General features: G+C 32.5%; 13 protein-coding genes. 9 read left to right on the forward strand and 4 right to left on the reverse strand.

Going from position 1 to position 24,634, the window contains the following annotated elements; all coding sequences use genetic code 11:
• The first annotated feature begins 23 nt into the window (after positions 1-23).
• The 3 genes from ACX6U0_RS13855 (at position 24) to ACX6U0_RS13865 (ending at position 6,858) form a co-directional block, all read left to right on the forward strand.
• Positions 24-1,373, forward strand: coding sequence for a S1C family serine protease (locus ACX6U0_RS13855; RefSeq protein WP_464960489.1), 1,350 nt, complete (start codon positions 24-26; stop codon positions 1,371-1,373).
• 290 nt (positions 1,374-1,663) lie between these two features.
• Positions 1,664-3,121, forward strand: a complete 1,458-nt coding sequence (locus ACX6U0_RS13860; protein WP_464960490.1) for a hypothetical protein — start codon at positions 1,664-1,666, stop codon at positions 3,119-3,121.
• Between the two features lie 191 nt (positions 3,122-3,312).
• Positions 3,313-6,858 (forward strand): hypothetical protein, encoded by a 3,546-nt coding sequence (locus tag ACX6U0_RS13865; protein ID WP_464960491.1) that lies wholly within the window; start codon positions 3,313-3,315, stop codon positions 6,856-6,858.
• A gap of 409 nt (positions 6,859-7,267) precedes the next feature.
• Here the strand turns inward: ACX6U0_RS13865 and ACX6U0_RS13870 are convergent, their stop codons facing one another.
• A complete protein-coding gene (locus ACX6U0_RS13870; protein ID WP_464960492.1) occupies positions 7,268-7,693 on the reverse strand; it encodes a hypothetical protein in 426 nt (141 codons plus the stop codon).
• Between the two features lie 445 nt (positions 7,694-8,138).
• Between ACX6U0_RS13870 and ACX6U0_RS13875 the strand changes: the two genes are divergently transcribed.
• Entirely contained in the window at positions 8,139-8,852 is a 714-nt protein-coding gene (locus tag ACX6U0_RS13875; protein ID WP_464960493.1) for a DUF3298 and DUF4163 domain-containing protein, read from the forward strand.
• 245 nt (positions 8,853-9,097) lie between these two features.
• Here ACX6U0_RS13875 and ACX6U0_RS13880 read toward each other — a convergent pair whose 3' ends face one another.
• A complete protein-coding gene (locus ACX6U0_RS13880) occupies positions 9,098-11,194 on the reverse strand; it encodes an LTA synthase family protein (protein ID WP_464960494.1) in 2,097 nt (698 codons plus the stop codon).
• Positions 11,195-11,567: 373 nt separating this feature from the next.
• On the opposite strand from ACX6U0_RS13880, the gene ACX6U0_RS13885 reads away from it, so the two are divergent.
• The gene (locus tag ACX6U0_RS13885; RefSeq protein WP_464960495.1) at positions 11,568-12,053 is read left to right on the forward strand and encodes a hypothetical protein; all 486 of its coding nucleotides are present in this window, start codon (positions 11,568-11,570) and stop codon (positions 12,051-12,053) included.
• A gap of 50 nt (positions 12,054-12,103) precedes the next feature.
• Here ACX6U0_RS13885 and ACX6U0_RS13890 read toward each other — a convergent pair whose 3' ends face one another.
• Complete coding sequence (locus ACX6U0_RS13890) at positions 12,104-13,483, reverse strand: M48 family metallopeptidase (RefSeq protein ID WP_464960496.1); 1,380 nt, start codon at positions 13,481-13,483, stop codon at positions 12,104-12,106.
• Between the two features lie 260 nt (positions 13,484-13,743).
• Between ACX6U0_RS13890 and ACX6U0_RS13895 the strand changes: the two genes are divergently transcribed.
• From ACX6U0_RS13895 to ACX6U0_RS13910, 4 genes are all read left to right on the forward strand, one after another.
• Positions 13,744-15,060, forward strand: coding sequence for a TcaA 3rd/4th domain-containing protein (locus tag ACX6U0_RS13895; protein WP_464960497.1), 1,317 nt, complete (start codon positions 13,744-13,746; stop codon positions 15,058-15,060).
• A gap of 463 nt (positions 15,061-15,523) precedes the next feature.
• Positions 15,524-16,114 carry a lysozyme family protein gene (locus tag ACX6U0_RS13900; RefSeq protein ID WP_464960498.1) on the forward strand — a complete coding sequence of 197 codons (591 nt, stop codon included), beginning with the start codon at positions 15,524-15,526 and terminating at the stop codon, positions 16,112-16,114.
• Between the two features lie 281 nt (positions 16,115-16,395).
• Positions 16,396-18,831 carry an SH3 domain-containing protein gene (locus ACX6U0_RS13905; protein ID WP_464960499.1) on the forward strand — a complete coding sequence of 812 codons (2,436 nt, stop codon included), beginning with the start codon at positions 16,396-16,398 and terminating at the stop codon, positions 18,829-18,831.
• Between the two features lie 727 nt (positions 18,832-19,558).
• Positions 19,559-20,947, forward strand: coding sequence for an Ig-like domain-containing protein (locus ACX6U0_RS13910; protein ID WP_464960500.1), 1,389 nt, complete (start codon positions 19,559-19,561; stop codon positions 20,945-20,947).
• A 116-nt stretch (positions 20,948-21,063) separates the two neighbouring features.
• On the opposite strand, the gene ACX6U0_RS13915 is transcribed toward ACX6U0_RS13910, so the two are convergent.
• Complete coding sequence (locus tag ACX6U0_RS13915; RefSeq protein ID WP_464960501.1) at positions 21,064-24,432, reverse strand: S8 family peptidase; 3,369 nt, start codon at positions 24,430-24,432, stop codon at positions 21,064-21,066.
• Positions 24,433-24,634: the final 202 nt, after the last annotated feature.

Below are 24,634 nucleotides of genomic sequence, written 5' to 3' on the forward strand. Positions count from 1 at the left end.
CACTCTTACATAGGAGGAAAGAAATGAAAAAACTGTTAATGATTTGTGTTTGTGCATTATTGTTTGGTTTTTCTGTTTTTTCACCACAGGCTTCTGCAGCTGGTATTAAATTAGCGATGAAACAAACGAAGTATAGTTTGGAAGTTGGTAAGAGCGTTAAGGTTGGTCTTTCTGTTTCGGGGACAAAGTTTTCTAAAGTAAAGTGGAAGTCTAGTTCGAGTGCAATTGTTACGGTAAATCAATCTGGGACTGTTAAGGGGATTAAAGAAGGATCGGCAAAGGTTACTGCATATCTTCCTAATACAAAATATAGTGCAGTGACTACTGTTACTGTTTCTAAGAAAGCTTTAACTACGCAAGAGGTGTTTCAAAAGGTAAATCCTTCTATTGTGTATATTGAGTTATACGATGCGAAGGATAAGCTATTAAAAACCGGTAGTGGAGTCATTACAAAATCTGATGGTGTTGTTGTAACCAATCACCATGTTATTACTAATATTGTTGAGCCAAGTTACGTTGTAATTGTTTTAAGTGATGGAAGAAAATTTAAAACGAATCAAGTAATTGGATTTGATGTTGATCGAGATTTAGCTGTATTAAAGATTAATGGTGTTTCTAATCTAAAAGCAGTTACATTAGGTGATTCAAGTACACTAAAGACTGGTGAAAAGAGTTTTGCTTTAGGTAGTCCTTTAGGAATTAGTAATACAATTACTGAAGGAATCATTAGTAATAAATCAGTGAAATTAGATGGTGATTCAACACCATATATTCAAAGTACTGCACCAATTAGTAGTGGAAATAGCGGTGGTGCGCTTGTGAATAAGTTTGGTGAGGTCATTGGTATTAATGTAGCTACTTTAGTTGAGGGTCAAAATATGAACCTTGCGATACCGATCAATTACTATAAAAAGATCAAATTAACAACTCCGAATACTTTGTTAAATGTAAATCGTTTATATTATGTGCCATTAAGCGGTGAAGGGACTATAGAAGAGGAAGAACCAAATGATTTACCGAAGGATTCTGATATCCTAGAGTATAAGAAAAATCATATTAATGCTACGATTAGTAATAATGATGATTTAGATTTTTACGCGTTCTTGTTAAATGAAGAATCTACAGTAAAAATAGAATCATATGCATTAGACGCTAATTTACAGGGAGAATATTCTTTTGAAATATATGATATAAATGGTGAAATAGTTGATTGGGGATTAGAAGATAGAGACGCATCGGGGAAAATCGTTTCAAAATCTGTGACTAAATTGCCTCCTGGAATTTATATCATAGAATTTGCAACCTATTTAGATACTACACAAGTATTCGCAAATTCAGCCTATCATACAACTGTTGAAGTAATCACTCAATAAATATAATTTAATATATATAATAGCCTGTTCTTAAAACTTAGAACAGGCTATTTTTATTTTTGGCCGTTCGTTTTAATATAATCAAATTTTATTTGTTTGCTAAGTTTTTTTAGGAATATGGATCTAGAAATCATTTTTAAAATTTCCATTAATGCTTTCATGTACGAGTACTATACAATTAAAAGTTAATGAACATATTAGGTATAATTTAATCTATTAAAATATCTTAATTTAACTTAAAATAAAACGGTATGAAAAATTTCAGAATAACAACAAAAGGAGAATACAACGTGAAGAAAATTTTATCTTATGTAACTGCTTTTGCACTTGCTTTGTCTACTTTTGGTGGGTTTGCTACAATCGGATCTGCTGAAACAACAGAAGTAGAACAAAATGGTACAAAGGAAACTGCTACAAATATGAGCTTTGCACCAACTGGAGATGTTGAATTGCCGTACGAAGCTTATGGTAATGGAACATTTGAAACAGCTGAAGATGTTGATTTTTACATGTTTACATTAAGTAAAGATGGCGGAATTAAAGTTCAAACATCTCTACTAAGAACTGCAGTTACTTCAATAGAACTTTATAACGAGAAAGAAGAAGATCCATTACAAAGTTGGTCTTTACCTGAAGGCGAAGAATCAATTGATGCATTTTATGAAGGTTTACCTGCGGGAAAATACTATATTAAATTGAAAGTTGAAAGTGGAACGGTTGATAATAATTCAAATATGTATAGTATGAGAGTTTTATACTCGAACGAAGATTATTTAGAGAAAGAAACAAATAATTCTCCAGAAACAGCAACACCAATGACTCTTAATAAATATTATACTGGTTTCACTGATATTTACTCAGATGATTATTACAAAATTACAACTCCATCTACAGGTAAGTTAACAATTCGCGGAAGCTATTCTCCAAATGTTGCTTTAAGTTATTTCTTACTTAATTCAAAACATGAAGTGATAGAAGATTGGGAAGTTGATCCAGACGAATCTGAAGATGTTGATGATATTTTTACAGTTGGTGTAGCTGCCGGTACGTACTATGTACTAGTTACGCATAACTATGAAGAAGATGAATATGCAAACGAATATTACATGACACAAGTAAAATTCGTTGCTGATAACTATACTGAAAAAGAGAAGAATGAAACAACAACTACTGCAACACCAGTCGCATTAAAGCGTGCTTATAATGGTATTTTATCTTGGAAATCTGATATTGATACGTACAAGTTAAATATGCCTGCTACAGCAAATGTAACATTAAACATGTCGCAAGCTCCATATACAGCATTTAAAGCAGTTTTAGTAAATAGTAAAAACCAAGTGGTAAAAACATTCTATACAAAAACAGGTAAGTCTAATAATGTTTCACTTGGAAATATCAATTTACCAAAAGGAACTTACTTCTTAAAAGTTTCACACTACAAAGGTGATTATGTACAAGTACCATATAAATTAAATCTTCAACCAAAAGTAATGTGGGGTAAAATTGAATACAAAACAGGTATGACAGGTAAAACTGTTGCGGTGGCAACAACGAAAATCTATAAATTAAAATCTGGTAAATTAGTTTACTATAAAACAATTTATAAAGGTGCAGAAAATGGTGTTTACGGTACTGACAAATATGGTTACAGATTAGGTAATAGTTTGTATATCAAGAAAAGTACTACTGTTAAATACTATACAGTACCTTCTTCAATTAAAACTAGTTACACATTGGTAAATAAATAAGAGAAAGACGAAACCTTAAAAAGAGGTTTCGTCTTTTTTTATGCTTTTTCGACAATGAATTGTTTGAATTGTCGAAACTTATCTGTTAAATCTGAAAATTTGAATACCTATTCACCGATCTATCCTATATAATTAAAAAGTCACGTTAATGATATATCATTAATCCAAAAGACCAAAGGGGAATCGTGGGAATGAATAGTAAAGTAAGTAAAAAGTACCTAAAAACAACAATTAGTTCAGTATTAATAGCTTCTTCAATTGCGACTAGTTTGCCGTTAAATACGCTAAGTGCAAAGGCAGCTAGTAATTTAATACATGTTTCTGGAAACAGCGAGCAATTAGTGGCTCAAAGTTCTTCAAAAGTTAAGGTTTATACGTCTAAAGTCGAAACAGTTGGAAAAATATCAAAGGGAACTGTAATTATAGGTAATAGATCCTATAAATTTGATCCATCATTAAAAGGCTTTTTCTCGAATACGACTGCATTAAAAAGTGCGAAAATTCAGTTTAAGTATGATCAAAATAGAGTAATCAAACAGTTATTATTTTTAGAAATAAACAATTCGGGTAAAGCTTCAAAGAGTGGAGATAAAACATATAAAAATAATAATCTATTAGATGCTAAAGGTATTGTTATTAATGGAAAGATTAGAATAAATGCAGATTACATAACACTAAAAAATATTACTGCTTCTAAAGATTTAGAGCTAACAAATAAAGTGAAGCATGTTTTCTACACAAGTAAGGTTACGGTTAAAGGTAAAACAATTACTACAAATTCTAGTACTGTAAAACCGGCTGCATCATCAAGTAGTTCTCAAACAGGAAAGAAATCTTTGGGACAATCATTCTATAAATCACTTTCATATGCTTTACCTAGTGCAGCTAATGTAACACAAACTCAAGTATCTGCTCCTTCAGTACAATTGATTCTTGTTTTTGAAAATTCAAAGCTAAGTAAATTAGAAATTAAAACTAGCTCTACTGTACAAACAACAGGTCAATCTACAATAGGACAAATAACACTAGGGGCAAATGCAAACATTCAAAACGCTCCTGGGTCTACAATTTCAGGTTTATTTATACAAATAGGAATAAATCAAGTATCTGTTAATGGTAGTGTGAATTCAATTTCTGTTAACGCACATGTTGGGCAGCTAGTATTAAATAGTAACGCGACAGTAACATTAGGTAATGAAGCCCAAATTGATACATTAACAACGTCTAGTACTCTATTATTAAACGGTGATAGTGATTCAAATGTTGGCGTATTGAATATGAATGGAGATGTATCAAATGTACAAATAAATGTTCCAACTGGACTGTTTAATATCAATACAACGAATTCAAACCTTCAAGTGTCAGGTACGTCTACTATTTTATCTATTTTCTTGAATTCTAATTCAAATACGAATATTTTCTTAAACATACCAAACATAGTAGATATTACAGCTTCAAACAATAATAACGGAATAATTGTTCTTGGAAATAATACTTCAGTTGATAATATTCAGAACAAGGATTTATTAAAAGATAAAGAGCAATTAGATCAAGTAAAGAAGGAAAATGGCGTATTAATACAAACTCCATCTCCAGGTCCTTCATCTCCTCCAACAAGCTCAGGCGGTGGCACAGTAATTGTACCTAACCCTGAAAGCTTTGTTCAAACAGAGGATTTTGGTTATTGGGCAGATACAGGTGCAGGAAGAGCTGCCTATAATGTAGGATTTAAGTTAGATTTAGCAAAGCTAACATATGCTAACTTAAAAGAAATAAAGATATCACTTCAAGACGAAAATGGAAATACGATTGCGACACGCACAGCGACAGGTGCACAAATTACAAAACTACAAGCCGATGATGTAACATATGGCGGAGAAGACGGTCAATTAAGTGCTGCATTTGTTCAACGTGATAGTGGAGCAACTAACGAGTGGTGGACAAGCACATCGTATAATTTTGCAACACCAAAAAAGGCTGTTATTCAAATAATTGATAAAGATAATAAAGTTTATAAAGTTGAAAAAAGTAATCCAACAGATGTTCCAGCAAATCCAAATTTAGTTGCGAATCCTGAAAGTTTTGTGCAAACACAGGACTTTGGATATTGGGCAGATGCAGGTGAAGGAAGACCAGCTTATAATGTTGGATTTAAACTGGATTTAACAAAACTACCATATGACAAGTTAAAAGAAATAAAAGTATCACTTAAAGATAAGAACGGACAGACAATTGCGACACGCACAGCAACAGGCCCACAAATCACAAAACTACAGGAAGATGATTTAGTGTATGGCGGAGAAGACGGTCAATTAAGTGTAGCATTTATTCAACGTGATAGTGGAGCAACTAACGAGTGGTGGACAAGTACAGCGTATGATTTTAAAAATCCAGCAAGTGCGGTTTTAGAAATTACAGATAAGGATAATAAAGTATATAAAGTTGAAAATGGCAATCCAACGGGCATTCCAGCAACACCAAATTTTGTTGCAAACCCTGAAGGATTTGTACAAACACAAGACTTTGGATATTGGGCAGATGCTGGTGCAGGAAGACCAGCGTATAATGTAGGATTTAAGTTAGATTTAGCAAAATTACCATATGACTTGTTAAAAGAAATTAAAGTATCACTTCAAGATGTAAATGGACAAACAATTGCGTCGCGCACAGCAACAGGTCCACAAATTACAAAACTAAAGGAAGATGATTTAGCATATGGTGGACAAGATGGACAATTAAGTGCAGCGTTTGTTCAACGTGATCATGAAGGGTCTAATGAGTGGTGGACAAGTACGGCATATGATTTTTCAAATCCAGCAAATGTCGTAATTGAAATAACAGATAAAGATAATAAAGTATATAAAGTAGAAAATAATAACCCAACAGGTATCCCTGTCAGTCCAAATTTAGTAGCAAATCCTGAGAGTTTTGTACAAACACAGGACTTTGGATATTGGGCAGATGCTGGCGCAGGAAGCCCAGCATATAATGTAGGATTTAAGTTAGATTTAGCAAAATTACCATATGACATGTTAAAAGAAATAAAGGTGTCACTTGTAGATGAAAATGGAAATAAGATTGCGTCGCGCACAGCAACAGGTGCACAAATTACAAAATTACAATCAGATGATCTAGTATATGGCGGAGAAGACGGTCAATTGAGTGCGGCATTTATTAAGCGTGACGTTGAAGCGACTAATGAGTGGTGGACGAGTACAGTATATGATTTTTCAATTCCGACAGCTACTGTAATAGAGATAACGGATAAAGATAATAAAGTATACAAGGTTGAGAATAACCAACCAACTGGTATTCCAGTAGTTCCCGTTGCAGATCCTGAGAATTTTGTACAAACACAGGACTTTGGATATTGGGCAGATGCTGGCGCAGGAAGCCCAGCATATAATGTAGGATTTAAATTAGACATAACAAAACTACCTTATAACAAGCTAAAAGAAATAAAAATCTCACTTTTAGATGAAAATGACAACACGATTGCGTCACGAACAGCAACAGGAGCACAGATCACAAAACTACAATTAGATGATGTTGATTATGGTGGAGAAGACGGTCAACTAAGTGTTGCATTTATTCAAAGAGATAATGCAGCAACAAATGAATGGTGGACAAGCACAGCATATAATTTTGCAACTCCGAAAAAAGCAGTCATTCAAATTCTTGATAAAGATTATCATGTTTATACTGTTGTAAATGGTAATCTTACTGGTGTTAATTAATAAGTAAAATGAAAAGCAAAACTCTAGAAATGAGTTTTGCTTTTTATTTTGCATTATTTACTTTGGTTTCTTATGCTTATATCTAATCCAGACAGTTCCAATAATCGATATTAATAGCCAAAGAATAGCAAAAATAACTAATGTATTAAAAGTAGTGGGATTATAGGATAGTAAAACTTCATGATATCTATAGAGCATAAAAGATTGAATGAAAAAGCCTATATAACAAATGATAATTGAGATAATCCGAGACCTTCTAATGTTTTTGTTCATGTCTTTCACCCTTTTAGATTTTGTATTTATATAAAACTTTAACAGAGTAATATAAATACATAGTTCATAAATGTGAATTGTTTTTGAATATATAAAAAAGTTTGATCCCATAAAAACAAGATCAAACTTTACACTTTTATCTCATATCACTAATCTTCTCAACAAATTCCTCAGAATAAAACTTACTAATCGAAGTAGTTAAAACACCCATAGCCGCAAACAAAAGAAACACAGTAAGTGCAGTTCCAGCAACTTTTCTGCCGATATTCTTTTCTTTAAATAGTGGTAATTTATTTCGGATGTCTTTAATGTTTGTAATTAGAATAAACGGAGTGATAATCATACATAAAACGACAACGAAATTGTTAATGCCTAAAAGAATGCCATCGCGAGTGGATGCTACATGATTCATTTGGTAACTCATGTAAACGTAAGTCAGTACGAAAAGAATTGGGTATCCAATTAAAGCGGCAAGTTGTTTCCAAGGTGTTCTAGTTCGAAATCCAGGCATTTGAGTTGCTAGCTTGGATGAAGCTAAGAAAAACTGAATTTGTTTTAACATATGTTCTCCTCCGTATACTTGTATAGATTACTAGATAAGTATAGTATACAACCTTACGTATGCGCTTACAATCCACCACGGAAAACATTTCATTATTAAACTTGATTCACAATCTAAAAGTAGAGAAAAAATAAATATTACAAATTGTAATATTTGTATTTATTTTGTAACAATTATGTAATATAATTCATATTGTGGTTTATTTGGAATATTTTAGAAGAAATTCAATTTGTTGAAAGAGGGGGATGGTCAGAAGAATAAATCAAAGGTTCTTTTACAATGTATCTATTTCCGAGTTTATTAATGCGACTTATTTTCAAATGTACCCAGGTTTTATGAAACCCTTACTTTAAAATACTTTAATAATACAAATATATATAACTACTAAATGTTCTTGTACTTTTCCACAAAAAAATTACTTCAAAATAAAGGAGACCAATATAAAATGAAGAAAATCTTATTTGCTTTTTTAGCAACAGCCCTGACTTTTGCCTTAGTTAAGCCATTACCGATGAGTGCAAAAGAGAAAATGAGTAGCAATACACAAGCAGTGGTAAAACCTGTAACGGTAACGAAAGTAAAAATTAAAAACAAACCAGTTACATATCCACAAATTAGTCATGTGAAAGATCAAAATGCTCGTAAGAAAATCAATGAGTTTTTAAAAACAAAAGGTGAAAATGCAGGGAAAGCTTATACTAAATTTAAGGCGAAAGAAGCAAAAGATAAAGCTGAGTGGGATGAGAGCCTTGGTGAGTGGTGGGGTTATGAATACGATTATTCATATAAAGTTAAATACAACGAGAAAAATCAATTAAGTATTATTTTTTATACTTACACTTACTTAGGTGGAGCGCACGGAATGACAACAGCTCAAGCGTATAATTTTGATGTAAAGACAGGGAAATTATATAAATTATCATCAACTATCAATGGTAAGATGGCTTCAGTAAAAGATGCTGCTTTTAATACTTTATCTGAACAATACGGAGATGGTTTATTTATTTCAAAACCAAGTGAGATTGTACTAAATGATCGTAGCACACTATGGGCTTTTGATAAAAAAGGAATCAAACTTATTTTTAGTCAATATGAAGTTTTACCTTATGCAGCGGGGATGCCGGAAGTGGTTATTCCATCGAGCGTATATTTAAATTAAAGACTTGTAAATGTTAGAGTATGAAAAGAGAATAGTTGGTTCGAGAGTAATTGGAATGGAAGGTGCGAAGACTCCTATGGGAGATGCGTAAAGCTTGAGACCCCGGAGGCTTGCCGAGGAGGCTCAAGTGACGCCCCATGGAAAGCGAAGTACCTGAAATGGAAATTATCATTCTTTTTTTTATAGATCCAAAATAAAAAGGAAAAAGTAGAGTCAAAATGACTCTACTTTTTTATCATGTTACATCATTCAACACTAAGTTTTAATTCCGGTCCATCTATCACATTCTTCAATGAATCACTCATGTAAACCTTGATTGAAACATCACCAGCTTGCTCAAAATAGTTCTTTGTTATAAAGAATTGAATTTTTGTTGGTGTACGTGAAGACAAACCGATTGTTTGGCCATTGACTTTTACTTTCGTTAAGTTTGAAAAGCCCGTCCCTGTGATAGTAACTAATTGCTTATTGTCTTTAGCTTTCAGTATGTTAGGTGATACATCTTTTACCGTAAAATTCGGGTTTCCTAAAAAATAGGATAGACTCTTTAACTTGTTTTCATTTTGGTACATGTACTGCTTACCCTTTAGAATGTCGTATTGTAAAATCTCATAATTTGTTAAAAACTTCTTTGATTCCTTCGATTTCTTTTGGAACTTTGAAGGGAGAATCATTGTTTGTCCATGATGAATAGAATCAGCTAAATAAGAGAAATTCGTATCCATTTTGATATTTGCTAAGTCAAAAACGTATGGTGTTAAGAAATTACTACTAATCTCAATAGATGACTGTTTTGGTATCGTATTACTCCATATAAGTAATGGAACTGTATGCATTTTGATATAATCAGCTTTTGTTTCTGCATTTTTAATATAATTAGCATCCAAATACACACTCATCTCATCACCAAGCATTGGTAGATGATCTCCATAAAACACTACAATGGTTGGTTCATCTATTTGTTCAAGAGATTCAATTAATAACTTCAGTGCATGATCGATGTTAACTAAATTATGGGCATACGTATTTAAAATCTTCTTATTTCCTTCTTTTAATGGTAAATTCGTAGCGTAATCATTAAACTGCTTTTTCGGTTGATCATAAGGGCCATGGTTTTCCATTGTAACTGAGTAAATATAGTCTGGTGTTGGTGTGTCTTTTATTGTTTGAACGATGCGTTTACTAATTTCAGCGTCAGATATGAATTTTGTTGTATCCGAAAGCTGAGCTTTAGTAAATGTTTCTCTTGTCTGAAACGAATTGAAGCCTAGCTTTTGATAAAGTTCATCACGATGATAAAACCATGAATGATAAGTGTGAATACTCGTTGCTGTATAACCTTGATCACGTACTATTCTTGCGGCAGAGTTTACCGGTTTATCAATATAATTTTGAAATCCTAATGAGACTGAAGGAATAAAGTTTGTTGAAAGTCCTGTTAAAATTTCTAATTCGGTATTAATTGTCCCCCCACCATATACTGGTGTTATCATCTGTCCAGTTGTGTGTTCCTTTTGTAGAGAATGAAAATAGGCTAGAGGATCATTCTGAAACACATCTTTACCTAAAACAGTTGGGTCAAAAAATGCTTCACTTTGGATAAATAAAATATTTGGTTTTTGTGTGTTATTATCACTAGTTTTTGTGCTTGTAGTAGATTCTAAAATCGAATCAATCGTCTTCTTTGTATAACTTGATGGTTCCTTAATCGTTGAATTGACACTATTTAAAACAAAACCAAGCACACTACCGTTTGTCAGTGAATTTACTTTTTGACTCCAGCCAATCGACTCGATTTTTAAATGAGAGTACAGATTGAACGGAATACCACCAACTAAAAAGCAGGCCAAAAGTACAGATATAATAGAAGTAATGAAATTTACTTTCTTACTTTCCTTATCCTTTTTTAGTAAAAAACTGACAATGAATCCGATGAAAGTGACGATCAAAAGTATTCCAATCGTGAAGTATAACCCTTCAATAGAAATGTACTGCGAAATATTCAAAGCTTCATTACGTAATAAGAAATCGCTAGGAACAATTGGTTCTCCACGTTTTTGTGTTTTCACTAAACTAGCAAGCGCAAAAAAACTAAATATCAAAAACAATATAGATTGCATGAAGAGATAAGCTCTCTTTTTCAAAAAGTAAAAGCTATTCATACATACAAATAAAATCAAATATTCAAAAGTAAAGTTTAGTGGAAATTCGTTTATCCAAATCCATACTTTTAGTAGTTGTTCTCTATATATACTCTCAATAAATATTAGAGTCAGTAGTGGTACTAAAATAGCTAGAATTATTTTACTATTAAATGCAAAGTTTTTTCTCGTTCTATTCATTAAATCCCCCATCGATTCAATCGAAATCATAATCATTCATTTATTAATATAATTTACACATACTTAACAATCCTATTATACCAAATAAAAACGCTTTAATTGACTGTGCAATTGTTTTAAAAATGTATTGTTAAGGTGTACTATCCACCAAGATGAAGCGGAAACTAAAGAGTACCTTTTTTAAATAGTAACTATTTTTACAAAAGCTTCTTTCAAATTAACGAAATTGTATTGTCATCTTGCATATCTTTCTAAACTTTAATAATTACCTAAAAAATTCCAATATAATGAATAATGATTGTATAGCAGATTTAATGCATGATAGAATGAAGATGGTAAAATTTTCTTCATTTTGGAAAGGTTTTTGATATGAATGTTAGACTTTCGTAAAATGTTTAAAGGTATTAAAATAGTTGGTATTAGTTGCATGGCACTTACATCTGTTTTTTACGTAGCAGAAAAAGTATCAGGTTCTAGTAGCTTCAGCTTTCTATCTTCGCAAGTACCTCAAAGTCAAATCAAACAAAGAGGCGGAGTCATCCGTTTTGATCCTGATGGGATCTATCTTCACGCAAATGAAACTCATCATAGTGTCGGCATCATTAACGCATACATAAATCATAAGGGTGATTTAGAAATTGTCACTGAATCAGTCGCTCCAATTATTACAGCTAGTGCAAATCCAGATGAAACATTAGCTGCAAGAGGAATTTATGCAGGCTTAAGTGTAGGAAACCAGAAAACGATTGTGTCGTTTTCACAAAATGGAAGAAGATTAAATTTAAATAGCCCAAATGATTATGAAAAGATATCTGGTACTAGTTCAAATGTTTGGGTTAGTTGGACTAGTAAACAATAATATACTAGATTCATAGAAAGAAAGGATATGAGAAATTTCTCATATCCTTTTTACTTTTTTAGTAGTTTCAATATTTCTGTTGCATCATTATCTTTGGCAACATCCTTTAGTGATTCACCTGCTGAGTTTACAATCATTAAGTTGGCACCTTTGTCCACTAAGTACTGGAATGTATTATCATCATAATTATAGATGGTACTAAATATAGGTGATTCTCCATTTATGTCTTTTTGATTTATTTCTGCTTTGTATTCTAATAATAAATCAATTGCAGCTTGATCCCCTCTGTACACAGCATCGTGCAATATCGTCCAACCTTCTGAATCACTAACTGTAGGGTCTGCACCGTTTTTAAGTAGTAATTCAATCATTTCTAAGTTTAGATCTTCTTCGGTATACGTTGTTGTAAATAGTGCAGTTTGACCAAAGTCATTCATCTCATTTACATCGGCACCATCTGCAATTACTTGTTTAACTTGCTCTAAGTCATTTTCCATAACTGCAGCCGTTAAAGCAGTTTCTTCTGTACCCTCAATCTCTTCTAATTCATAAGGAAAATCATTAAATGCATTTACTGCATAATTAACAATCTTATCTGTAGAAAATAAAAGTAGAGTAACAACACCGATACCAAATCCAATCATAAAAATGCCTACTGCCATCACTCGTTTAGGTGTTTTAAAAACGACGTTATTTTCTATATTATTAAAACGGTATAATGCTGAAATTCGTTTCGGTAATGTCGGGTGTGACATTAGCCTTTCGCTGAACCAAATCATAAATCCTTTTTCTCTGCTGCTTTGGTGCATATATTCTTGAACATCAATTGTATTGTAATACTTTCTACCAACTGCAAGCATTGATAGAGCACGAGTTGATGCTTCAAAATCATTTATGTAATGATTTGCCATACGGTCACATGTATATTCACAAGCACGAGAATAAGCGGAGCCTAAAAATGGAATCCAATTCCCTGGTAAAATGAAAGTGTTTTTAATAATGTGATTTCGCTTAATATGCGCAAGTTCGTGTGCGATAACAAAATCAACTACTTTTGGATCTGTTTCCTTCATTTCAAATAAGTCTGCATATAATACAATCATATTTCGTCCGAAGAATCGTGTAGCAAAAGCATTTAGGAACCCGCCAGACTCCATTACATAAATATCAGGTAGTAAATAGAAGCCCATTTCTTTTGCAATTTCCTTCGTACGTTCAAAGATCTCAGGAAACTGCTTTTCTGTAATTCTTACACCATTTGTTCGGATATGGGCCGTGTAAATTAAGTGTGCAATGATAGGGATCAGAACTAAAAATGCTAAAACAAAAATACCTACAATGCTCACGAATAGCATTATATACATTGGTATACTTGCTAGTAATAATAAAATAAAATAGATGGTTTCTTTACGATTAACTAATGACTTCAAGCCACTTCCTCCTTTGTTCACATTCTCTAAGTTTACCAAGCAACATGAAACCTGTCATTGAATTATTAAATTTTGATTAGACCAATTACTACCAAAGGATAAAATTACATAAAAATGATAAAGATTTCTTTTTACCATGCTAATAAAATCTAGTATGATAGTTAATAGCTTTTTAAAAATATGAACTATTTCTACGGTTCTTAAAATATAACTCTAGTAAAACGAAATTTAATTTGCGAATTAAGGGGAAAATATAATAAATGAATAATCAACTAAGAGAGCAGGAAAAGAATTCGATTTCTCGAACGAGTATTCGGAATCATAAAAGTAAAAAATGGGTGCCTGAAAATAAGAAAAAATGGATGATTTCAATTGCGGCGTTCTTTTTTATTTTCATTAGTGGGCATTTGATTGTAAAAGCAATGTATACACCGGAACGAATGGTGAAATCATTTGAAAAAGCTGTATCTGAACATAACTATAAAGAAGTTTCACACATCTTAGAGGAGGGTGGTACACGTGCCACTCTTAATGAAGATTCAGTAAAAGCATTTATGGAGTATATGAACAGTTCAGAATTAATTCATCAAGTAGATGATTTAATAAATGATGGTACGATTCAAAACGCTCAGTTAGTCGACAAGCACGGTAACCATGTGCTGACAGTTTTAAAAGGAAATAAAATTTTAGGAATCTATCAAACATATGGTATTAGGGCAGAACCATTTGAGTTAACAGTAACGTCTCCAATTGATGAGTTAGAGCTTCAGTTAAATAATGAAACGACTCGTTTAAATAAAGATGAATATGAAAAATCATATCAGAAAATCTTACCTGGTAAATATACATTATCTGCAATTTATCAAGGTGAGTATAGTGAGGTTGAAGAAACAGTAGACTTAGATTTTTCTAAAGCTACTAAAAATAAGTTAGAGCAAGAATTAACATTTAATGTTAGTTATGTACAAGTTTATTCTAATGAACCAGATGCAAAGTTATTCGTAAACGGAAAAGATATCGGCAAAAAAATAAGTGAAGTTGAGAAGTTCGGTCCATTTTTATTAAATGGCCAAACGATTGTACATGCAGAAATCGAAATAAATGGCGAATTAATCAAGACAGATGAGGTGCCGATTAATGGTAAATACATCGACTTGATATTTAATACACCTACACAAGATGAAGAAAAGGCTGAAGAGGATGGTGGATTTTTCGCAGGTATTAAAGACTTTTTTGATCGATACTTGCCTGAAACAAAACCATCAACCAATAATTTAGAAGAAAAACAATTCATTGACGGATTATTTAACCAAAATGGTCAGGCCTTTTTAGAATCAGAAGAATATCAGAAAAAAATTAAAAAGAAAAATACTACACAAAAGCTTGTAAGCTTTGCGATGAAAAACTCAAAGCAAGACGATTCAGGTATGGTCATCGTGACAAATGAAACATATGAGATAACTGATAAAAAAGGAAAAACAAAAACGAAGTCATTTGAAATTACGTATCATTTTTCAAGAGTGAATGATGAATTAAAAATGGATCGTATTGAAGAAGTGAAGGAAATTAAATCATAAAATGAAATAATTGATTCTCTTGGAGAAAACTTGAAAAGGCAACTAATTAATAGTTAATTAGTTGCCATTTTTTATTGATCCAACTTATTCAGTAAGCTTAACGAATCGTTTTTGTATTCCAAAAGGATAAATATGCAATTTTAATTAATGTATATTTGTAAAAATAGAGTGATTGGAGCGGAAGGTGTGAGCGTGGAAAATACGTGTCATGGTGTGGAAATAAAAGAGTTCCCTAAGAATTTCCTTTGAAAAAGGAAGCTATTTTTTGTATAGTGTACATGATGAATAAATATCAATATACAGATAGTACATTTTACTGATATATTACTAATATACAATGTATCTTTCTTCTCAATTCGATTTCATTTATATGTAGTTTTCTTACATTGCTTTTTAATATGAAAATATACGTTATAATGAATAAAAAGACAGTAATAGGAGGTATTGAATTAGAGTTATAATGTTGAAATTTCTTAAGAATCTTTTGTTATTAACACTTCTATTTACGGTCGTTGGATCGTTTGCTATATATCGTTATTACTTCCATGATGTTTTGAAATATGAAACACAAATCTATACAGAGTTACAGTCAGTTGGTTTGGAGGAATATACGCCCTTATTACTTGGTCTTATGATGCAGGAAACGAAAGGGAAAGGAACTGATCCTATGCAAGCGTCTGAATCACTTGGGCTAGCAAAGGACAGTATAAAAAGCTCCTCAAAAAGTATTCAGCAAGGTGTAATTCATTTTGCAGACGTTTATCAATACGGGAAAAAGCAAGGTGTAGATTTAGAGACTATTATACAAAGCTATAATATGGGGATTGCTTATATTGATTTTGTAAAAGAGCACGGAGGAAAGCATTCGGTACCACTTGCAAAGTCGTACTCGCTTTCAATGGTCGACACAAATCCAGAGTTGTACACATGTAATAATGATAAAGAAAATTTTAGATATCCATATTGTTATGGAGATTTTACCTACAGTGATAAGGTACTGAAGAAAACAAAGTACTTCGAATTATATGAAGCGTTAAAGCATAGAGAAGCATAGCTCTAATGGTAAGAGATTAGAATCTTACTGTTAGAGCTATTTATTTTGTAAACAGTATTTCAAATTGATTACAATTTGTGATAAGCCAAAACATTTTTCGATTTTTTCCGATATAATTGGTAAATATACATAATTTATCCAATTTTTTTGTAAAAGTCAACTTTGTAGATTTAACTGTTATTCTATGAAACTACTAACATGAATCTCAACTATACTTAAAGTTCTTTTAAGTAAAAGGCTTTTATTTCTTAATGACGGTTGGAGAAAGGGAGAGTGATTACATGAAAAATATTAGTAAAGCACTAATGGTGTCAGCGGGTATACTAGTGGGCACTTCTAGCATTCCTTTTCCTACAATGGGAATCGAAACAACAGAGGCAAGTAGTACGATTGAAAAAATGAATGGAAAGTTCCAAAATACTTCCAACCTAGTATTAAGAGAAAAACCAGGTACGAATTATAAAAAGCTTATTACGATACCAAAGGGTGCAATTTTAACAGTTACGTTAAAACAAGATAAATGGTATAAAGTTTCTTATACGTACAAATATAAAGGGAAAAATATAACTAAAACTGGTTGGGTAGATGGTACATATTTAAAGGAATATAATAAGTATACAATTCAGCCTACGAAGTATTATTTTACGAATAAAACAGCCAAGCTTTACTCGACTCCCGACACAAAGAAAAAAGAAGTTTACTCGGTCGCTAGTAATAATGGATTTAGTAGCACACAAGTGGTACTAAATAGTAGCGGTCAAACTTGGTACCGTGTTTATTATAAAGGGAAATACTTGTACATAAGAAATACTGATGTTGTTAATAACACGTTTACAACATTTACGAATACAAAGTATAAAGCAACGAAAGACACATATGTATATCAATATTACGGTACAATTTTCTCGAAACTTGTAAGTATACCAAAAAACACAATTATCTCAACAAGTAAAAAAATCGGACATTTTTATTACGTATCTTATGGTGGCAAAAAAGGGTATATCAATATTGCTGATTTTACAAACAACATCAATGAAGTGAAATATGAAACGACACCTACGACTTACTACTTCACAAAAAACCTTACAAAATACTATACAGCTCCTGGAGACACTCAGGAAGTAGCCTCTATTGAAGGAAATAACGGATTTGCTTCTACACAAAAAGCAACTGATCAATTAGGGAAAGTATGGTACCGCATTTTTTATAATGGACAAGATTACTATATTAATAGTGTAGATGTAACCGCAAATACATTCTCAACTTTTACAAATACAAATTATAAAGCTACAAAAGAAACATATGTATACGAATCGTTCGGAAGCGAGTTTAAAAAGCTAGTTACAGTTCCTATAAATACTGTAGTGGCTTCTAGTAAAAAAATCGGTAATTGGTATAGCGTTACTTACAATGGCCAAACTGGTTATATCAATATAAGTGATTTTATTAAAAATGATGGTGTTACAGTAACAGATATTCCAGATAAGAATTTTACAACAACAGCTGAATTAAATTTAAGAGCTTCATATGATGCATCATCTGATATTCTTACAGTTATTCCAAAATCAGCGACAGTGGTTGCGACACATAAGGCTTCAAATAACTGGTACAAAGTTACTTATAATGGTCAAACTGGATTTGTATCTGGTGCGTATTTAAAAGAAGTAACAACTGACCCAGGAATCAATCGAGATACTTATCAGTTTGTTGATTTACGAACTCAATCATCTGTAACGGCAAAGCAGATTAATGATTATATTGCTGCTTACGTAAACTTAAAAGGTAAGAAAAGTGTGTTAACAGGACAAGGGCAATTATTTATTGATGCTGGTAAACAATACGGTGTAAATGCACTTTACTTAGCTGCTCACGCAATCCATGAAAGTGGATATGGAACATCAGCGATCTCTTTAGGGAAATCAAATTTATTTGGATTTGGATCTTATGATGCCACTGCGTATATTGCTTCATACAAATTTAGTTCAGTTAAAGAGAATATTGCCTATATTGCTCGTGAAATGAAAACGACATATTTGAATCCAAATAACTGGAAGTATAATGGTGCGTATCTTGGATATACGACAAAAGATGCAAATGGGAAAAGAATTGACGCTAAAAGTGAAGGTATGAATTTTTATTATGCTAGTGACTCAAACTGGGGAAAAGCAATCTCACAGCATATGGAGAAAATTCTTCCTTATGATAAGAACTACTATAAATCAGCTCAAATTAACACAACGATTCCTACAGCTCCAGTAAAACCTGAGGGCAGTGATGTATTCCCAGTCGGTATACAAGCAGTAGCAGATAGTAGTCTAAACTTATTTGCCAATAAAGGGGATATAACAAAAGTAAAAGCAATCACAACAGGAACAAGCTTCATCCTATTAGAAAAAACGAACGACTACTGGGTTAAATTAATGGTTGACGATACTGTCTATTGGACAAACTCGATAAAATTTGATGTGTATGGTAGATATGTATCTGTTAAAAATCTTGGCAGAATCCTAATTGATGGACTAAATGTTCGATCATCTCCAACAACTTCAGGCAATAATATTATTGCTCAGTTTAATCTAAATGACTATGTAAACATTGTGACGTTACCAAATGGAAGTCTAGAAATGGACTACACAAAAAGCTGGTACAAAGTCCAAATTGGTAACGGAATGATGGGTTGGATCTCAACTAGTTATGTGGCGCAAGAATTGAAATAAAGATATAGGGTGTTAACAATCTACTAAGTAGATCTAATACCTAGAGAAATTAAAAAAATAAAAGTCGAGTATGAAATCACATAGATTTTGTACTCGATTTTTATTTGATTTCAGCATTATTTAAGTAGAACTTCTGACTAAAAGATTACTCGTAATTTCATTGAACTTTAAATAAAGAGAGATTGGAACGGAAGGATGTTCGACTCCTGTAGGATATATGGGACAGATGAGACACAACAGACTTGAATACGATGAGGAGGCTTAGTAGCTGTTCCACGCAAAGTGGTATTCAGAGGTGGAAATCAACGTATCACACAATAAATCGAGTATAAAACTAAAAAGATTTAGCATTTAATCATTATTTAATATCACTCGATAGCTCTATAAAAGTATAAATGTTTCAATATTTTTAATAAAACGATAAAAAAGAAAAAGATTGGAACGGAAGGATGCTCGACTCCTGTGGGAGATGTGGGACAGCTGAGACCCCACAGAAGCGAATGCGCCGAGGAGGCTCAGCGCCCGCCCCACGGAAAGCGAGCATCCTGAAGTGGAAATCGCCCCAATATCAGATAGATTTCATTAGAACTATTTAGAATCTTTATCCCTCTATTTTTAGTGAAGAAATAAAAATTACATGATACTATTAAAATTGGAAACTTAAAAACTAAAAAATATGGTAAAATTTTCATATTGTTTACTATTTTAATAGATTGGAGAAAGTGTCATGAAATCATTCTTACTAAAAGTAGGTATATTATCAGCTTTAACCGTTAGTCTATTTAATGGAACAGCCTCTGCTGAAACAGCATCTGTTGATACATCATGGTCTACAAAATGTTCTAAGTTAGGAGAAATAAAACAAAATGTAAATCCTTCATTTCAGCATATTAATTGCTTATTAACGAATGCTGCAATCAATGCAGATATTCCACCGGAAGTAGTAAAAGCAGTTGCTTGGAAAGAATCAGGTTGGAAACAATTTGTAGATGGCAAACCACTTATTTCTGACGATAATGGAATCGGAATCATGCAAGTGACAGATGGTGGCTATGACACAGAAAAATTAAAAAACGATATTGCTTATAATATTCAAATTGGTGTTAACATACTAAACAGCAAATACAGTTTAAAAACACTACCAAAAATAAAAGGTGCAAATCGTCATATCATTGAAAACTGGTACTTCTCAGTAATGGCTTATAATGGAATGAAACCGGTGAATAGTCCACTTTTTCAAGACTCAGGGCTAAGCAATAGTGGTGCTTATCAAGAGCGAGTGTTTAGAATCATCGAAGAGCAAAGCTTCATAAATGAGACGACATTAGCACGTTATCCATTTAAGACAACTGACTTTGATTATGTTCCAACGAGCGATGAAAATATTAAATTTTTAAAGTTAGAATACACTTTAACAAATAAACTTCATCAATCAGCTTATTTTTATAAAATGAATCAGAAGGTATTGGTAACTGGAAATAAAGTAAACTTAAGACCAACCCCAACTAGCACACCATCTAGCCTTAAGCAATTTACGAATCATACACCAGTCATCGTGAATGGTGAAATGAAGTATGATTTAACAAGTGTTAAAAATCAATTTGTTTGGATTCCAGTTAGAACAGTTGATGGCAAATTAAAAGGATATGTAGCTTCTCCCTATATTTATAAAGAAAATCCAGTTGTAAGTGGTGTGACATCTGGAAAATATTATCGTAATACCGTTACAATTCGTTTTAACGAAGGTACAGCAACTTTAAATGGCAAGGCTTTTTCAAATGGAGGTAGTGTCACAAAATCAGGTAACTACACTTTAATCGTAAAAGATTCAGCAAATAATACAACAACGATTAAGTTTGCTGTAGATAAGACGATACCAGCTTTAGCAACTGTTAATAAAGTAACGAGTAAAACAACAAAGGTTACTGGAAAAGCAGAAAAATATGCAACAGTTGAAATTTATAGAAGTACTACACGTATCGGAACAGCAAAAGTTAACTCAAGTGGAACGTTTTCTGTAAATATAAAAGCACAGAAAAAATCGACTGTATTAAAGGTTTACGTAAAGGATAAAGCAGGTAATAAAAGTAAAGCAAAAGCAGTAAAAGTCTTATAAAATGAGAATGCGATGTAAAAGTGATTGATCACTTTACATCGCGTTTTTTTGTTATGAAGCATAACTAATGGAGATAACAAAAAAAGAGAAGGAATTTTACCTTCTCTTTTTCTATATTACTGCTTTTTAATTAATAATTGATACTGATCGAAGTCAGCAACACCGTTTGCTTCTTCTACTTTAAAGTAATAATTACCTTTTTTCAGAGAAATTTGTCCAACTTCAGCATCATTAAATGTGTAGCGGTCAAAGGTTGCAAGACGTTTTCCTTTGCTATCATAAATCGATAGTTTTCCATTCATGCCAGGAGCTGGCATGTCTAATGTGAATGAAACCGTACGTGCTTTATCGTTCACAAATCTAAAGAAATCTTTATCACCATTTGCTACATTTGCATTTAAATAGCCGTAACCTGCATATGTGCTAGATCCTGCATATTTTAGCGGAAGCATAACAGATGGTAAACCATTGCGATATTTTGCTTTAGCATCTTCATCAACTCTTGTCATTGAGTAGAAGCGGAATCCGTATTCATGGATGTTTGGAATATCGCTGTATGCATTTGCTACTTCTATAAAGTAACCGCGGTTTGGTTTTGCTTGGAATGAACCTTTTGTAAAGTCACCATAGTTTTGATAGAAATTACCTTTTTCTTGTTCCGTTCCGTCTAATTTTTTGTTGCCATTTGAATCTTCATAGACAGTGATATTAATTGGTAAATCTTCCGTTAATACTTTTGGTATTGTCCCCGATTCGTCTTCAGAAAGAGGGAATGCCATGAATTCGAAGCCTTTTAATAATGTACTTGTACTCGTATTTTTAAAGTAGTAATAATCTACATCATTAGATGATGAGAAGTTTCCAGTTAGTTCATTATAGCTCTTAATTGAACGTGCAGTTTCAAAGCTATTGTTTGGTTCGAAATCATCATCTGCAACTTCACCATGTGGTTTTAATGATAATTTATAAGATAAATCAGTTACACCATTAAATGATGAAACGCGAACATAATACGTTACACCATTATCAAGTCCAGTAAAAATGTCTTGATTATTCTCATTATAATTAGAATCTGAGAAATAGTTATTTGATGATGAGATATACTCAAATACTTTCTTTTCTGCGTTATATGCATATAAAGAAGCAGTTAATTGCTGTTCTTTTTTCGCATTTAAATTTAATTGTACAAATTGATTTTTCGTAGTTGTGAATTTATACCAATCAGCATCGTTATCTGATTGAATATATGCAGTCTGAGATGCATTTTGACTAATCGTACGAGCATTTTCTACTATTTGTCCTATATCACTAGAGTCGACGAAACCAACATTTTGAGTTAAGAAGTTTGAATCATCAACATTTACACTATTTGTTAATCCATCTTCATCAGTAGGAAGTGATAAATTAGACATTGTGAAATGAACATTTTCTAATGAACCTGTATATGGAACAGCCGAATCAGGTTGCTCATCATACTTTGGTAATGTAAATACAGTACTTGGTGCACTTGATAATTCAATTACATAAGCTGTATCTTTTGAAAATGAATAGGCTGCTTTTTCTCCATCGCTTTTTCCATTATTATCGATTGAATATAAAGGTAATGGTTGTACTGTAGCTGACGATGCAACATAATCATCCCAAGCTGATTTTTCATATACATTAATCGAGCTGTTTACACCAGGAATTGCACCTAGACCCATTAAGACTGATTGATCTTCAGTTGGTTGGAATGCAAGATATTTAGTGCCCGTTACACCTTTATTAAATAATTGAAGTGATAAGTTATCTGTATTGAAAGGTAACTGTGTAACAGGTAATGGATTCGTTTTTGTAGCAGTATCTTCATTCGCATTCGTTTTTTGCTTAATGCCTAACGTAAAAGTAGATTTACCTTGAAGACTATATCTAGCGTTTTTATCACTTACTTCAATAACTAGCGTACCGTCTTTGGCAGCTTCATAAACTGTTCCTTCATTTTTTCCAGCAAGTACTTCATCAATTACGATTGGTTTTGACGATTTTGTACTTGTGCCTTCATAAAAACGTAGTGAAAGCTGATCATCATAATCATTTGCCATTTTTAAAGTTAGTCCAATCGCATCGCCACTCTTAACATTTACTTTATAGCGATTAGTTTGATGTGGTTTTGTAATTGAACCGTTAAATGTAGCTACATCACTTCCTGTTAAAGTAACAGTTGATGCACTTGATAAAATTCCAGCATCAGACGTTTTTTTATAAGAAACTAAATTCTTCATATTATAAGATAATGCTTTTACAGGATCGACTAAGCCATATCCGTACTTAATATCATAACCAGTTGTGCCACGGTCAGTAGCAGTTTCTTCTAATATTTGCTCTACATCATAAGATGATAGATTTGGATATTTTGTTTTTAATAGAGATGCAATTCCACTAACAATTGGAGTTGCCATTGAAGTCCCACTTAAATAGTAATATGTGCTACCAAGTGTTGGATCATAAATCGTACTATAAATAAACTCCCCAGGAGCAACAACGTCTACACCAGGTCCAAAAGTAGAAAATGAAGCTAGCTTGCGTTGATCTGTAGAAGCACCGACTGAAATAACACCATCATATGATGCAGGATAGCTATATTCATTAATTCCGCTATTTCCAGCGGCAGCAACGACAATTACACCTTTGCTAACTGCATATTGGATTGTATCATCAAGTAATTGGCTGTACATTGATCCACCAAGACTCATGTTAATGACTTTAGCGCCTTTAGATACTGCGTATAGTATTCCCTCTGAAATTGTATAATCTGATACAAACTCATTTCCATCAAATACATTTACAGCTAGAATTTTGGCATTCGGATTTACACCATATGCACCTAATTTATTATCCTTTGTAGCAGCAATAATACCAGCGACATGTGTACCATGATATTCTCTAGCGCCAACATTAGCGGGATTCACTACATTGTAAGAGCCTTGAATTCTACCTGCTAAGTCAGGATGCTTCGTATCCACACCTTGGTCAATAACTGCTACAGTAATAGGCTTCTTCGCTACTAGCTTTTGAGCAGAAGAAATTTTAAGCTGAGCTAAATGATAAGCTTCACTTTCTTTTGGATTAGCAGTAGTTGACATAGCTTTGTATTGCACACTTGGTGAAACAGACGTAACATTTTCGTATTTATTATAGACTGATAGAGCAGTAGATAGTTTTTTGCCATTTTGAATCTTCACGATATCATACCCAAGTGATGGGAATGACTTAACAATATTCATTCCTGCACTTTTATGTACAGATGAAGAAACAGTACTTTTATATTTAACGACGTATGTTGTTTCACTAGTTTCGTTTTTGTTACTTAAAAAAGGTAGTGGAGCACTTTTTTTAACGAAGTTTGCTTTAAATGGTTCCTTTTTTGTAGATGCATAGATTGAGTTTGTTGAAAGTAAACTAGCTGCAAGTGTAAAAGCAGTAGTGTACTTTAGGATTTTTCTCAAACATACCCCTCATTTCAATTTTTTTCTAATATTAAGAATTAGTAGACTTAATTATACTAAATTATTTGATAGAGCCGTTATACTTTTATGAAATAATTTTTTTTAATGATTGTCATAATAGAGTTTGAGTTTTATGCCAATGTGGGGATAGAAACAATGAAAAGGAAACTGTAAATCTAATGATGATGGATATGTGGATAAA

This window comes from Gottfriedia sp. ABJ_BB2_2 (assembly GCF_055484705.1).

Bases quoted from the DNA above. Each gene is read 5' to 3' on its own strand.
- ACX6U0_RS13880 (WP_464960494.1), bottom strand. From the start codon at position 11,194: ATGAATAGAACGAGAAAAAACTTTGCATTTAATAGTAAAATAATTCTA.
- ACX6U0_RS13895 (WP_464960497.1), top strand. From the start codon at position 13,744: ATGAATAATCAACTAAGAGAGCAGGAAAAGAATTCGATTTCTCGAACG.
- ACX6U0_RS13905 (WP_464960499.1), top strand. From the start codon at position 16,396: ATGAAAAATATTAGTAAAGCACTAATGGTGTCAGCGGGTATACTAGTG.
- ACX6U0_RS13855 (WP_464960489.1), top strand. From the start codon at position 24: ATGAAAAAACTGTTAATGATTTGTGTTTGTGCATTATTGTTTGGTTTT.
- ACX6U0_RS13870 (WP_464960492.1), bottom strand. From the start codon at position 7,693: ATGTTAAAACAAATTCAGTTTTTCTTAGCTTCATCCAAGCTAGCAACT.
- ACX6U0_RS13865 (WP_464960491.1), top strand. From the start codon at position 3,313: ATGAATAGTAAAGTAAGTAAAAAGTACCTAAAAACAACAATTAGTTCA.
- ACX6U0_RS13910 (WP_464960500.1), top strand. From the start codon at position 19,559: ATGAAATCATTCTTACTAAAAGTAGGTATATTATCAGCTTTAACCGTT.
- ACX6U0_RS13885 (WP_464960495.1), top strand. From the start codon at position 11,568: ATGTTAGACTTTCGTAAAATGTTTAAAGGTATTAAAATAGTTGGTATT.
- ACX6U0_RS13875 (WP_464960493.1), top strand. From the start codon at position 8,139: ATGAAGAAAATCTTATTTGCTTTTTTAGCAACAGCCCTGACTTTTGCC.